Source organism: Bradyrhizobium sp. 63_E2_N1_3, assembly GCF_052076005.1.
GTDB lineage: Bacteria > Pseudomonadota > Alphaproteobacteria > Rhizobiales > Xanthobacteraceae > Bradyrhizobium > Bradyrhizobium barranii.
The window spans coordinates 8741936-8756109 of sequence record NZ_CP197235.1; the positions used below are offsets into that span (position 1 = coordinate 8741936).

11 protein-coding genes are annotated in these 14174 nt (G+C 64.8%); 6 read left to right on the forward strand and 5 right to left on the reverse strand.

The features are described from left to right. The 6 genes from AB7531_RS41610 to AB7531_RS41635 all read left to right on the forward strand — a co-directional run bounded on the left by AB7531_RS41610 (position 1) and on the right by AB7531_RS41635 (position 7399). Positions 1 to 1551, forward strand: coding sequence for an AMP-binding protein (locus tag AB7531_RS41610; RefSeq protein WP_063979977.1), 1551 nt, complete (start codon positions 1 to 3; stop codon positions 1549 to 1551). Positions 1552 to 1924: 373 nt separating this feature from the next. After that, positions 1925 to 3523: an ABC transporter substrate-binding protein gene (locus AB7531_RS41615; protein WP_063979978.1), complete on the forward strand. Its 1599-nt coding sequence runs from the start codon at positions 1925 to 1927 to the stop codon at positions 3521 to 3523. 35 nt (positions 3524 to 3558) lie between these two features. Continuing rightward, on the forward strand, positions 3559 to 4506 hold the full coding sequence (locus AB7531_RS41620; protein ID WP_063979979.1) for an ABC transporter permease: 948 nt from the start codon (positions 3559 to 3561) through the stop codon (positions 4504 to 4506). Between the two features lie 9 nt (positions 4507 to 4515). Then, a complete protein-coding gene (locus AB7531_RS41625; RefSeq protein WP_063979980.1) occupies positions 4516 to 5409 on the forward strand; it encodes an ABC transporter permease in 894 nt (297 codons plus the stop codon). Beyond that, a complete protein-coding gene (locus tag AB7531_RS41630) occupies positions 5409 to 6416 on the forward strand; it encodes an ABC transporter ATP-binding protein (RefSeq protein ID WP_063979981.1) in 1008 nt (335 codons plus the stop codon). The genes AB7531_RS41625 and AB7531_RS41630 overlap by 1 nt, the downstream gene beginning before the upstream one ends. Continuing rightward, a complete protein-coding gene (locus AB7531_RS41635; RefSeq protein ID WP_063985943.1) occupies positions 6413 to 7399 on the forward strand; it encodes an ABC transporter ATP-binding protein in 987 nt (328 codons plus the stop codon). Before AB7531_RS41630 ends, AB7531_RS41635 begins: the two co-directional genes overlap by 4 nt. Here the strand turns inward: AB7531_RS41635 and AB7531_RS41640 are convergent. The 5 genes from AB7531_RS41640 to AB7531_RS41660 form a co-directional block, all read right to left on the reverse strand. Continuing rightward, positions 7371 to 8189 (reverse strand): hypothetical protein, encoded by an 819-nt coding sequence (locus tag AB7531_RS41640; protein ID WP_063979982.1) that lies wholly within the window; start codon positions 8187 to 8189, stop codon positions 7371 to 7373. The two genes, AB7531_RS41635 and AB7531_RS41640, sit on opposite strands and share 29 nt — an antisense overlap. A 300-nt stretch (positions 8190 to 8489) precedes the next feature. Next, positions 8490 to 10466: an acetyl/propionyl/methylcrotonyl-CoA carboxylase subunit alpha gene (locus AB7531_RS41645; RefSeq protein WP_063979983.1), complete on the reverse strand. Its 1977-nt coding sequence runs from the start codon at positions 10464 to 10466 to the stop codon at positions 8490 to 8492. Beyond that, positions 10463 to 12079: an acyl-CoA carboxylase subunit beta gene (locus tag AB7531_RS41650; RefSeq protein WP_063979984.1), complete on the reverse strand. Its 1617-nt coding sequence runs from the start codon at positions 12077 to 12079 to the stop codon at positions 10463 to 10465. Before AB7531_RS41650 ends, AB7531_RS41645 begins: the two co-directional genes overlap by 4 nt. A 114-nt stretch (positions 12080 to 12193) precedes the next feature. After that, a complete protein-coding gene (locus AB7531_RS41655; RefSeq protein WP_028155241.1) occupies positions 12194 to 13060 on the reverse strand; it encodes a 3-keto-5-aminohexanoate cleavage protein in 867 nt (288 codons plus the stop codon). Between the two features lie 198 nt (positions 13061 to 13258). Further along, positions 13259 to 14059: a helix-turn-helix domain-containing protein gene (locus tag AB7531_RS41660; RefSeq protein ID WP_063979985.1), complete on the reverse strand. Its 801-nt coding sequence runs from the start codon at positions 14057 to 14059 to the stop codon at positions 13259 to 13261. Positions 14060 to 14174 lie beyond the last annotated feature (115 nt).

Here is a 14174-nt window from a genome sequence, read left to right on the forward strand (position 1 = left end):
ATGTATCCAGGTCAGCATGCTCGTCTACGCCCGCTCCAGCCCGCCTTCATCATGGCTGCAACCGGCGAGGCCGTCACCTATCGCGAACTCGATGCGCGCAGCAACCGCCTGGCGCATCTGTTCCGCAAGCACGACTTGAAGCGGCTCGACCATTATTCGATCTTCATGGAGAACAATTCGCGCTACCTCGAAGCCTGCGGCGCGGGCGAGCGCTCCGGGCTGTACTACACCTGCATCAACTCGTTCCTGACGCCGGGCGAGCTCGCCTATCTCCTCGTCAACAGCCAGTCGAAAATCCTGATCACGTCCGTTGCGAAACTCGACATCGCCCGCGAGGCGATCAAGGCCTGTCCGGACATCAAGCTCTGCATCGTCGCCGACGGCCCTGGCGAGAGCGACCGTATCGTCGGCCTCGCCGAGGTGACCGCCGACCTGCCCGAGGCTCCGATCGCCGATGAATGGCTCGGCACCGCCATGCTCTATTCATCCGGCACGACCGGACGGCCGAAAGGCATCCTGCGCCCGCTGCCGGAGGAACCGCCGAAGCACAATCTGCCGCTGTTCGATTTCCTGACAAAGCTTTGGCGCTACCGCGAGGGCATGGTCTATCTCTCGCCTGCCCCGCTCTATCACTCCGCGCCGCAAGCCGCGGTGAACCTCACGATCCGCATGGGCGGCACCGTGATCATCAAGGAGACGTTCGATCCCGAACGTTATCTCCAGCTCGTCCAGCAATGGGGTATCACCCACACCCAGCTGGTGCCGACGATGTTCTCGCGCTTGCTGAAGCTGCCGGAGGAGGTGCGCGGCCGCTACGACCTGTCGTCGCTGGAGATCGCGATCCACGCCGCAGCGCCCTGCCCGGCACTGGTCAAGGACGACATCATCAAATGGTGGGGGCCGATCATCCACGAATATTACGGCGCGACCGAAGGCCTCGGCTTCACCGCCTGCAACAGCGAGGAATGGCTTAGCCACCGCGGCACCGTCGGCAAGGTGCTGCTCGGCGACCTCCACATCCTCGACGAGAACATGAGGGCGTGCCCGACCGGCACGCCGGGCCAGGTCTGGTTCAAGACGGCATCGTCGTTCGAATATTTCAACGACCCCGAGAAGACCAGGGAGGCGCGCTCGGCCGACGGCAGCATGAGCACGGTCGGCGACGTCGGCTATGTCGACGAGGATCGTTTCCTCTATTTGACCGACCGCGCGACCTTCATGATCATCTCCGGCGGGGTGAACATCTATCCGCAGGAATGCGAGAACCTGCTCATCACCCATCCGAAGGTCGCCGATGCCGCGGTGTTCGGCGTGCCCAATCCCGATCTCGGCGAAGAGGTGAAGGCGGTGGTACAGCCGATGCCCGGCATCGTGCCGGGCGAGGCGCTCGCCGAAGAACTGATCGCCTTCTGCGGTCAATCGCTGTCGCGGCAGAAGGTGCCGCGCTCGGTCGATTTCGAAAAGGAACTGCCGCGGCTGCCGACGGGCAAACTGTACAAGCGGCTGCTGCGGGACCGATATTGGGGGAACAAGACGTCACGGATCGTGTGAGCCCCACTGTCGTCCCGGGGCGCGACGAAGTCGCGAACCCGGGACCCATAACCACCGGCGGGAGTCGTCACGCGAGCAGGTAACTCCGAGTCTTCATCAAACGACTCCCGTGGTTATGGATCCCGGATCTGCGCTTCGCTTGTCCGGGACGACGGCGGAGTTTGTTGAGGCAGCTGCCCGCAACATCTGCACAGGAACCATCCCTTCGCACCTGCACTCTCACATGAAGAGAGTGTGAACGCCTGCGGCCTTCCGTCATCCGAATTGTCGAGGCGGCGAGCGGCCTTGCCGGTTGCCTCGCTGCACGTGCGTCGCTATCGTCTGACAAACAGGCCGCAAAGGCCCAAAAGACTAGTGTCCAGGGAGGATGAGCATGCGGAGCGTGTGGGCGCTCGCCGCAGTGGCGGCGCTATCTGTGCTGACGGCCTCGACGACCACGCTCGCCGGCGGGCCCAAACAGGGCGGAATCCTGCGGATGTACCACCGCGACAGCCCCGGCAATGCCTCGATCCATGAAGGCGCGACCTATTCGCTCAATGTTCCCTTCATGCCTGTGTTCAACAACCTCGTCATCTACAAGCAGGACGAGGCGCAGAACAGGATGGACAACATCATTCCGGAACTCGCCGAGAGCTGGGCCTGGGTCAACGACAACAAGACGCTGACCTTCAAGCTGCGCCCGGGCGTGAAATGGCATGACGGCAAGCCGTTCACCTCCGCGGACGTCAAATGCACCTTCGACATGCTGATGGGCAAGTCGCAGCAGAAGTTCCGGCAGAATCCGCGCAAGACCTGGTACGAGCAGGTCAATGACGTCTCCACCAACGGCGACCTCGAAGTTTCCTTCAACTTGAAGCGGCCGCAGCCGTCGCTGCTGGCCCTGCTCGCCTCGGGCTACACGCCGGTCTATCCCTGTCATGTCTCGCCCGGCGACATGCGCACGCACCCGATCGGCACCGGCCCGTTCAAATTCGTCGAGTTCAAGGCCAATGAATCGATCAAGCTGACCCGCAATCCCGACTATTGGCGCGAGGGGCGGCCCTATCTCGACGGCATCGAGTTCACCATCATCCCGAACCGTTCGACCGCGATCCTCGCCTTCGTCGCCGGCAAGTTCGACATGGCGTTCCCGACCGAAGTGAGCATTCCGCTGCTGAAGGACGTCAAATCGCAGGCGCCGAAAGCGGTCTGCGTGGTCGAGCCCAACAATGTCGCCACCAACATCATCGTCAACTCGTCCGCGCCGCCGTTCGACAATATCGATATCCGCCGCGCCATGGCGCTGTCGCTCGACCGCAAGGCCTTCATCTCGATCATGTTCGAGGGCCAGGGCGATGTCGGCGGCACCATGCTGCCGCCGCCGAACGGGCTGTGGGGCATGCCGAAGGAGATGCTCGAGAGCATTCCCGGCTATGGCCCCGATGTGAACGCCAACCGCGAGGAAGCCAGGAAGCTGATGCAGAAGGCCGGCTATGGGCCGGACAAGCATCTCGCCGTCAAGGTCTCAACCCGCAACATTCCGGTCTATCGCGATCCCGCGGTGATCCTGATCGACCAGCTCAAGAGCATCTATATCGACGGCGAGCTCGACGTGGTCGAGACCGCGAACTGGTTCCCGAAGATCGCACGCAAGGACTACATGCTCGGGCTCAATTTGACCGGCAACGCCGTGGACGATCCCGACCAGTCGTTCTACGAGAACTATTCCTGCGGTTCCGAGCGCAACTACACCAATTACTGCAACAAGGAGATCGAAAAGCTGTTCGACGTGCAGTCGCAGGAGACCGACGTCAACAAGCGCAAGAAAATGGTGTGGGACATCGACAAGAAGCTGCAGGAGGACGTCGCCCGCCCGATCATCTTCCACGCGCGCACCGGCTCCTGCTGGCAGCCCTATGTCAAGGGCGTAACGGTGATGTCGAACAGCTCCTATAATGGGTATCGCTACGAGGACGTCTGGATGGACAAGTAGCGCAGGCGGCTGACGATTTCGACAGGAGGCGATGCATGCTTGCCTATCTGGTGCGGCGCCTGTTCCTGATGCTCGTGACCCTGTTCGGGATCTCGGTCGTCATCTTCTTCCTGCTGCGCGTCGTGCCCGGCAACATCGTCGACATCCTGTTTGCCGCGGCGGGCTACGTCGATCCCGCCGACAAGGCCAATCTGGAGAAGGAGCTCGGCATCGACCAGCCGCTGGTCGTGCAGTACTGGCACTGGATCAGCGGCTTTCTGCGCGGCGATTTCGGCTACTCCTATGTTTCGGAGAAGCCCGCGCTTCAGGAGATCCTGCCGCGGATCCCGATCACCGCGCGGCTCGCCGGGCTGGCGCTGCTGTTCTCGGCGTCGATCGGCATTCCGCTCGGCGTCATCAGCGCGGTGAAGCAGGGGACACGGCTCGATTACGCGTTGCGCGTCGTCAGCCTCAGCGGCTTGTCGCTGCCCTCGTTCTGGCTCGGCCTGCTGATCCTCACCGCTTCGGTGGCGATGTTCAACCAGATGCCGATCTTCAATCCCAATCCGCAGACCTGGCTCGAGGCGTTCGCGACCTACGCCGTGCCGGCGGCCGCCGTCGGCTTCCGCAGCGCGGCGCTGACCATGCGCATCACGCGATCCTCGATGCTGGAGGTGCTGCGGCAGGACTATATCCGCACCGCGCGCGCCAAGGGCGCCTCCGACGCCGCCGTCAACTATAAGCATGCGCTGAAGAACGCGATCCTGCCCGTCATCACCGTGATCGGCATCGAGGCCGCGTTCCTGATCGGCGGCCTGATCGTGACCGAGACCGTGTTCAACATCCCCGGCGTCGCGCGCTTCCTGGTCGAAGCGATCCGCTGGCGCGACTACCCGATCGTGCAGAACCTCGTGATGCTGATTGCGGTCGTGGTGGTCAGCGCGAACTTCATCGTCGACATGCTCTACGCGGTGTTCGATCCGCGCATCCGGTATACGGATTAGGAGATCAGCTTGGCCGCGATTGACTATGATCTCGAACTGAGGCGGGCCGGCGCGCATGCGACCGGCGGCTGGCGGCGCGTACTGTATTTGGCACAGCGGCACGTGCTGGGCGCGGCCGGGCTGATCATCATGACGCTGTTCGTGCTCACGGCGATCTTTGCCGACTTCATCGCGCGCTACGATCCCCTGACCATCGACGCCGCCCGTGCGCTGGCGCGCCCGAGCCTGGCGCACTGGATGGGCACGGACTCCTTCGGCCGCGACGTGTTCAGCCGCATCATCCACGGCGCGCGGATCTCGCTCGCGGTCGGCATCGGCTCGACGGCACTTGGCGGTACGATCGGCGTCATCGTTGGCCTCACCTCCGGCTATCTCTCCGGCTGGGTCGACCTCGTATTCCAGCGCGTCTCCGACATTCTTCAAGCGCTTCCATTGCTGGTCCTGGCGCTGATCATGACCGCCGCGCTCGGTCCGTCCCTGCCGAACGTCATCATCGCCATCGCCATTCCGCTGATCCCGACCGTGTCGCGCGTCATTCGCGCCAACACGCTGGCGCTGCGCGAGCTGCCCTTTATCGAAGCCGCCAAGTCGATCGGCATGAGCGAGGTGCGGATCGCGCTACGCCACGTGCTGCCGAACACGCTGGCGCCGCTGATCGTGCTCGCGACCGCGCAGCTCGGCTCGACCATCCTGACCGAAGCCTCGCTGTCCTTCCTCGGCCTCGGCATTCCCGAACCCTATCCGTCCTGGGGCCGCATGCTCTCGGAATCCGCCGCCGAATATGTCCGCACCGCGCCGTGGCTGGTGATCTTCCCCGGCATCGCGATCAGCCTCGCCGTGTTCGGCGCCAACCTGTTCGGCGACGCCCTACGCGACATCCTCGATCCCCGGCAGCGCGGCTGATGGCAGACAAATCCGATCTCGTGCTCGATGTGAAGAACCTGAAGACGGTGTTCTTCACCAATTCCGGCCTGTTCAAAGCCGTCGACGACGTCTCGTTCACCGTGAAACGTGGCGAGACGCTCGCGATCGTCGGCGAATCCGGCTGCGGCAAGAGCGTCACCGCGCTGTCCCTGATGCGGCTGGTGCCCGATCCGCCCGGCCGCATCGTCGGCGGGTCGGTCACGCTCGAAGGCACCGAGCTGCTGGCGCTGGATGAATCCGAGATGCGTGCTGTCAGGGGCAATCGCATCTCCATGATCTTCCAGGAGCCGATGACCTCGCTCAATCCGGTGATGCGGATCGGTGACCAGATCGTCGAGGCGGTGCGGTTGCACCGGGCGATGCCGGCCAGAGAAGCCCGTGACATCGCGGTCGAGATGCTGCGGCTGGTCCGCATTCCCGAACCGGCACGGCGCGCGCGGGAATATCCGCATCAGCTTTCCGGCGGCATGCGCCAGCGCGCGATGATCGCGATGGCGCTCGCCTGCCGGCCGGCGCTGCTGATCGCGGACGAGCCGACCACCGCGCTCGACGTCACCATCCAGGCGCAGATCCTGGCGCTGATCCTCGACCTTCAGAAGGAGCTCGGCACCGGCCTCGTGCTGATCACGCATGATCTCGGCGTCGTCGCGCAGACCGCGCAGCGGGTGATCGTGATGTATGCGGGGAAGAAGGTGGAGGAGGCAACGGTGGAAGCGCTGTTCGCCGATCCCAAGCACCCCTACACGCGCGGGCTGATGGCCTCGATCCCGGCCGTGCCGGCGTCAGGTGTTCCGGTGCAGGCGCGGCTGAACGAAATTCCCGGCACGGTGCCCTCGCTGGTGCGGTTGCCGAAAGGCTGCGCCTTCGCGCCACGCTGCAAGCTCGCGATCAAGCGTTGCGAGGCCGAATATCCGCCGCTGGAGGACTGGGGCGGCGGCCATCTCGCGGCGTGCTGGCGCGCGGCCGAAGTGGCGGAGGTGGCATGACCGAAGCGCTGCTCGAAGTCACCGATCTCAAGAAGCACTATCCGGTGCGCGCCGGCGTGTTGCGGCGGCAGGTCGGCACCGTGCATGCGGTCGACGGCGTCTCGTTCTCGGTTCATACCGGCGAGACGCTCGGCCTGGTCGGTGAATCCGGCTGCGGCAAGTCGACGGTGGCGCGCAGCGTGCTGCGGCTGGTCGAGCCGACTTCGGGTCAGATCCGCCTTGACGGAGAGGACATCACCCGTCTCTCCAAGACCGCGCTGCGGCCGCATCGCCGCTCGATGCAGATCGTGTTCCAGGACCCGTTCGCTTCGCTCAATCCGCGCATGGCCGCCGGCGACATCGTCGGCGAGCCGCTCACCGTGCATGGGCTCGCAAGCGGCAAGGAGCTGGAAGCGCGTACCGCAAAACTGTTCGAGCAGGTGGGCCTGCGGCCCGATCAGATGCGCAACTTCCCGCATCAATTCTCCGGCGGCCAGCGCCAGCGCATCTGCATCGCACGGGCGCTTGCGCTGGGTCCACGCCTGATCGTCTGCGACGAGCCGGTCTCCGCGCTCGACGTCTCGATCCAGGCGCAGGTGATCAATCTCCTGATCGACCTGCAGAAGGCGCACGGCTTCTCCTATCTCTTCATCGCGCATGACCTCGCCGTGGTCGCCCATATCAGCCACCGCGTCGCCGTGATGTATCTCGGCCGCATCGTCGAGATCGCCGGCAAGGACGAGCTGTTCCGCAATCCGCGCCATCCCTACACGCAGGCCCTGCTCGCCTCCGTGCCGGTTGCGAACCCGTTTGCCAAGAAGCTCGCGCCGCTGGTCGACGGCGACGTGCCGAGTCCGGTCAATCCGCCCTCCGGCTGCGCATTTCACACCCGCTGCCGGTTTGCGATCGAGCGGTGCAAGACGGAGCGGCCGGCGCTGGTGGACGCAGGCGGCGGACATCAGGTGGCGTGCCTGCTCAACGAGGGGACGGGGCGGAGCCAGTAGCAACAGGCCGCAACGCCCGGATCACCGGCCAGGCCGCCAGCGCGGCGGCCAGATGCTTGAGCGTGTGGCCCGAGACAATGTGGCCTGTCGCTTCAAATATGGTCACGTCACCCAGCTCGAAAAGCTTGGCCAGCGCGTAAAAGAAGATCACGCCGCCCAGAGACACGCCAAGCGCACCGGGCCGGGGCCGTGTCAACGCCAGTCCCACGGCCAACGCCATGCCGCCGAACTGCACGACCACCCATGGCGTGAGATTCTCGCGTGCCACCCAGGCCGCGAGCAGGCCCGCAACCGTCACCAGCACCACCACCGCCTGACCGGCACGCACGCTGATGCGCTCGCTGGCCGCGATGCCCAGAAAGCCCGCGAACGCCACCGCCATACCGAGACGATCGGCCACCAGCCGCTGCGGCGCGTCGGGATCCAGATGATAGATGCACGATCCTATGCAAGTGAGGATCAGACCCACGAAGAGGCAACCTGCACCCGCGGGCGCATCAGGGTGGGCACGCAGGCGCAGCAAGCCCCAAGCGCCCATCGCCAGGAAGGCAAGATTGCTCAGCACGTCGCCGGCGTTGGGCACGCCCAGCCAGGTGCGAGTGTCGACGAAATGCGGGATGTGCCAGGCGGAGGCGGGCAACGCCGGCGCGAGGAGCGCCACCAGCGTCAGGACGAAGAGCGCGCCAATCAAATATTTTTCGCGGATCTGAGGTGCGGCGAACGGCAGTCGGTTGGACCGCGAAGGGAGCGTGGCAGCTGTGTTTCGGCCGGGATCAGTTGCGCGCAACATACAGGCCTCCTCGTGAATTGAACATCGTTCAATATTAGTAAGCCGAAAGTGAATATTGTTCAATAAAACTGCGCTTGAGCACGAACTGGTAACTATCGGATTGAAATCATTCAAATTTCGGCGCGAAAACGAAGAGCTGCCACGGCAGGGCTCGACGGAGCATCTCACCCCATCGTCATTGCGAGCGCAGCCAAGCAATCCGGGCCCCTCCGAGTAGTGAGACGGGATTGCTTCGTCGCCTCCACCTTCGCTCTTCGAGCTAGGGCGGACAAGTCGTTCCTCGCGATAATGGCGAGAGCGCTACCCCGCCCCGATCTCCGCCACGACCCTACCCGTGGTGACCTGCTCGCCTTCGGCGACGTCGATCGCGGCGATAACGCCGTCGATGCCGGCCTTGTGGACGTGCTCCATCTTCATCGCTTCCAGGGTCATCACCGGTTGACCGGCGGTGACGCGGTCACCGGGCTTGACCAGCACGGCGACGACGCGGCCGTTCATGGCGGCGCGGACTTTGCCATCGCCGCCGTTGGTTGCGGCCGCCTTCGGCGCGGCGAGGGTGAGATCGGTGACCGCAAGCGGGATGCCGCGATGCTGGAGGTAGAGCCGGTCGCCATCGCGCAGGAATTTTGCGCAGTCCATCACGCCGTCGTGGCGAAAGCGGATGGCGTCGGGATCGAGCTGGTCGATCTCGAACTTGTCCTGACGGCCGTCGGCGGCGACGATGTAGCCGCCATCGCGCTCACGCGTGACTTCGAGCTCGTGGGTGTGGCCGGCGATCTCGACTTTCGCCGGCAGCGGGAATGTTGCCGCCAGGCTCCGGCCACCTTGCCATGACGGCGCGCGCGGATTGGTGACATAGAGCAGCAGGCCCGCCAGCGCCGTATTGAATGCAGCATTCGCCGACGGCGCCAACAGTTCGTCGCGATGTGCACCGATGAAAGCTGTCGTCGCCTCGCCTCTGGCAAATCCGGGATGGCGCAGGCAGGACATCAGGAACGCCTGATTGGTGGTCACGCCAAACGCAGTGAGTTGCTCCAGGCCGACAATCAGCCGCCCCCTCGCCTCCTCCCGTGTCGCGCCATGGCTGATCACCTTGGCGATCATGGAATCGTAGAACGGCGGAATCCCCGCACCCGATCGCAGCGCGTGCTCGACGCGGATGCTGTCAGGTACCTGCCAGCGCGCCATGCGGCCGGACTGCGGCATGAAATCCTGCGCGGCATCTTCCGAGCACAGCCGCACCTCGATGGCGTGGCCCGAGAATCGGACGTCCTGCTGCTTCACCGGCAGAGGCTCGCCGCGCGCGACACGCAGCTGCAGCTCGACGAGATCGAGCCCGGTGATCGCCTCGGTGACGGGATGCTCGACCTGGAGGCGCGTGTTCATCTCCATGAAGTAGAATTCGCCGCTGGCGTCGAGCAGGAATTCCAGCGTGCCGGCGCCCTCATAGCGCAGCGCCTTGACTGCGGCGACAGCGACCTCACCCATTTTCGCGCGCAGCTCCGGCGTGACCGCCGGCGATGGCGCCTCCTCGATCAGCTTCTGATGTCGCCGCTGCACCGAGCAGTCGCGCTCGCCGAGATGGATGGCGTTGCCGTGGCTATCGCCGAACACCTGGATTTCGATGTGCCGCGGGTTCTGGATCGCTCGCTCGAGGATGACCGTGGGATCGCCGAACGCGGCGTTTGCCTCCGACCGCGCGCTGCGCAGCGCATCGGGGAAGGATGCGGCATCGGTGACCAGCCGCATGCCGCGGCCGCCGCCGCCCGCAACCGCCTTGATCATCACGGGGAAGCCGATCTTCCTGGCTTCCGTGAGCATGACCTCGTCGCTTTGGTCGGCGCCCTGATAGCCGGGAACGCAGGGCACGCCGGCCTTCTTCATGATCTCCTTGGCGCCAGCCTTGTTGCCCATCGCCTCGATCGCCAGCGGCGAGGGGCCGATGAAGACGAGGCCGGCCTCCTTGCAGGCCTGTGCAAAGTCCTCGTTCTCGGCGAGGAAGCCATAGCCGGGATGCACGGCATCTGCGCCGCTCACCTTGGCCGCGGCGATGATCGCGGGAATGTTGAGATAGGATTGCGCCGGCAGGGCTTCGCCGATGCGCACGGCCTGGTCGGCCTGCCGCACGTGGAGCGCATCGCGATCGGCATCCGAATAGACCGCAACGACGCCGAGGCCGAGTTGCCGCGCACTCCGCATCACCCGCAGCGCGATCTCGCCGCGATTGGCAACCAAAACCCTGAAGAACGGCCGGTGCTGCACTGATCCGTTCCTCATGGGCGGGCCACCGAGAATTGCATGCGCTGGGGCGTGCGCGCGTCGCCCTCGCGGCAGATCGCGAGCACCTCGGAGAGCACCGCACGGGTGTCGCGCGGGTCGATCACGCCGTCATCGAGCACGCGGGCGCTGGTCGAGAACACGTCCATCTGGCCGTCGAACACACCGATGATCTGCGCCTTCATCGCGTCGAGCTTTTCTTTCTCAACCGGCTTGCCCCGGCGCGCGGCGGCGGCCTCCGTCACGATCGCCATGGTCTCGGCGGCCTGCTCGCCGCCCATCACGGCGGTCTTGGCGTTGGGCCAGGAGAAGCAGAAGCGCGGATGGAAGCCGCGTCCGCACATGCCGTAATTGCCGGCGCCGAACGAGGCGCCGCAATAGATGGTGATCTGCGGCACCGTCGCCGACGTGACAGCCTGGATCATCTTGGAGCCGTGCTTGATCATGCCGGCTTCTTCATAGGCCTTGCCGACCATGTAGCCGGTGGTGTTGTTGAGATAGAGGATCGGCGTGCGGGTCTGACAGCAGGCCTGGATGAAATGCGTCGCCTTGTTGGCGCCGGCGGGATCGAGCGGGCCGTTGTTGGTGATGATGCCGATCGCCTGGCCTTCGATGCGGGCGTGACCGCAGACGGTGGCGGGGCCGTAATTGGGCGCCATCTCGGTGAAGTCGGAATCGTCGACGATGCGCGCGATCACCTGCTTCATGTCGACGGTGCGCTTGTGGTCCATCGGCATGATGCCGAGCAGCTCGTCCTGGTCGTAGCGCGGCGGTTTGAACTGCGGAGCCGCGCGGCCCGGCCGCTCCCATTCCAGCGCTGCCATGATCTCGCGCGCGATGCGCAGCGCATCGCGGTCGTCCTCCGCGAGGTAATCGCCAAGACCTGAGACCTGCGTGTGCATCTCGGCACCGCCAAGCTCTTCCTCGGTCGCGATCTCGCCGGTTGCGGCTTTCAACAGAGGTGGCCCGGCGAGGAACGCGCGGGTGCGGCCACGGACCATGACGATGTAATCGGACAGGCCGGTCTGGTAGGCGCCGCCCGCGGTCGACGAGCCGTGCGTGACGGTGACGACCGGCAGCCCCGCCGCCGAGAGCCGCGCGAGATTGCGAAAGATGTTGCCGCCACGGACAAAGTCCTCGACGCGGTAGCGCAGCAGATTGGCCCCGGCGCTTTCGACGAGCTGGACGTAAGGCAGCTTGTTCTCCAGCGCGAGCTCCTGCACCCGCAGCGTCTTGTCGAGGCCATAGGGCTGGAGCGCGCCCGCATCGATGCCGGCGTCATTGGCACTGACCATGCAGCGGACGCCGGAGACGAAGCCGATGCCGGCGATGACGCCGCCGCCGGGCACGCTCTTGTTCGCATCTGATACGTCGAACATGTAACCGGCGAGCGTCGAGAGCTCGATGAAGGGCGCGCCGGGATCGAGCACCAGCGCGACGCGTTCGCGCGGCAGCAGCTGGCCGCGCTTGTGGAAGCGATCCTTTGCCGCCGCCGACGCCGCACGCGTGCGCTCTTCCAGCGCGCGCATGCGGTCGATCAGCGCGAGCATGCCGTCGCGATTGGCATGATAGGCAGTGCTGCCGGGGGAAGTGGTGTTGTCGAGAATGGACATAACTCTATCCTGCTCGTCATTGCGAGGAGCGAAGCGACGAAGCAATCCAGACCGTCACCGCGGAAAGACCCTGGATTGCTTCGCTTCGCTCGCAATGACGGTTGAGGCGATACCTTACCTATTCGTCCCAAAGATCTTCCGCGCCTCGGCGGGGCTTGCGATCTCGCGGCCCGCACGGCGGGCGCAGGCGGCGATGGCCTCGATCAACTGGCCATTCGACGTCACCTTCTTGCCGTCGGCGAGATAGAAGGCGTCCTCCAGACCGGTGCGGAGATGGCCGCCGAGTTCGGCACAGCGCTGGTGCAGCGGCCAGATCTCTTCGCGGCCGATCGCGGTGACCTGGAAATGCGCCTCGGGCCGCTTCAGCTTGATCAGGATCGGCAGCAGATCGGGATCGGACGGCATGCCGGAGGCAACGCCCATCACGAAATTATATTCGAGCGGGCCTTTGTACATGCCGACCTGGTGGTACATGCCGACACAGCGGACGATGCCGACGTCGAAACATTCGAACTCGGGGATCGTCCCGACGGCGTTCATGACGTCGAGATAGTCCTTCACCTTCTCGACCGCGTTGTCGAACATCATCGGCGGCCAGGCCCAGGTGTTGTCGGCTTTCACCTTCAGATAATTCAGCGAGCCGGCGTTGCAGGCGGCGATCTCCGGCCTGGTCTCGCGGATGCAGTCGAGCGCGCCGCTGTAGTTCGGCCCTGAGACGCCCGAGGTGTGATTGATGATGACGCCGGGGCAGGCCTCGCGGATTGCCTGCTGAATCTCCTTGCTGACACTCACGTCCCAGGACGGCAGATGTCCCTTGTCCGGCGCCTGCTGGCGCAGATGGATGTGCATGATGCTGGCGCCGGCATCGAACGCAGCCTTGGCTTCGCGTGCCATCTGCTCGGGCGTAACCGGCACGTTGTGCTGCTTCGGGTCGGTGAGCACGCCGTTCAGCGCGCAGGTGATGACGGCCTTGTCGCTCATGCCAAAAATATCTCGCACGTTGAGAATTCAACGCTTGCGATCATGTGATGAGCGGCATGCGGCTTCTTGCGCGGAGAAGCTGGAAGGCACGGCTATCGTAGGGTGGGCAAAGGCGCTCTCGCGCCGTGCCCACCATGTCTTGGCGCTGAACGAAGATGGTGGGCACGCTTTCGCTTTGCCCACCCTACGAGAGCGACGCTAGCTCGCCTCCGCGAGCCTCACCGTCTCGGTGCTGCGGTAGATCGCAAGGTCGCGCGAGCCGACGAAGATCGCGCGCGGTTTCAATCCATAGAAGCGGCGGATCGAATGGCTGAAATGGGTCGAGTCGGGATAGCCGATGTCCTGCGCGAGATGGGCGAGGTTGAGGTCCTGGTTGGCGAAGTGCAGCAAATGCCGCGCACGCTTCCAGGCGCGGAAGGAGCGGAACGAGATGCCGGTCTCCTCCTTGAACAGATGCAGGAAGCGCGAGGCCGAGAGCCCCGCTTCCGCCGCGCACGTATCCGCCGTCACCGGCTCGCCGGAGAAGCGGCCGATGCGGGCGACGGCGCGCATCACGCGCGGATCGAGCACGCGACGCGGCAGCGCCTCGCCAAAGCACATCTCGTCGAATTCGGCGGTGGTGATGTCGCCATAGCGGCGCTGGCGCAGCAGCGTATAGGCGGCGAGGATCTTGCGGGCATAGACGGCCCGGTCGGGTCCGGTCAGCCGCGCGGCCAGGGCCTCGATCACGCCGTCCGGCATGCTTTCCGGCTCGAGCGTGACGCTGATTGCAGTGCGGTAGTCGCTGGCGATGGAATGCCGCTGGTTCGGCAGGGTCACGAACAGCTCGCCGGTGGCGAGAACGTCGTCGATCGTCAGATGCAGGCTGCCCTTCACAGCGACATAGACGTGGCAGCAGCCGGGGGTGCGCTTGCGGGGGCGGCCGAGCAGGCCGGCATAGAATACCCGCTCCGGCGTGATCAGCATCAGATGGTCGGATTCGCGACCGTTATCTTCCATTGGGATCCTCCTCGCGCGGCTCTTTGGCCGCTGCGGACGGAGGTCACCTTAGCGGAAATTTGGGCGCTGTCACGGCGCGATAGCGCTGTCATGGCGCGCAAAAGATTACCATTCC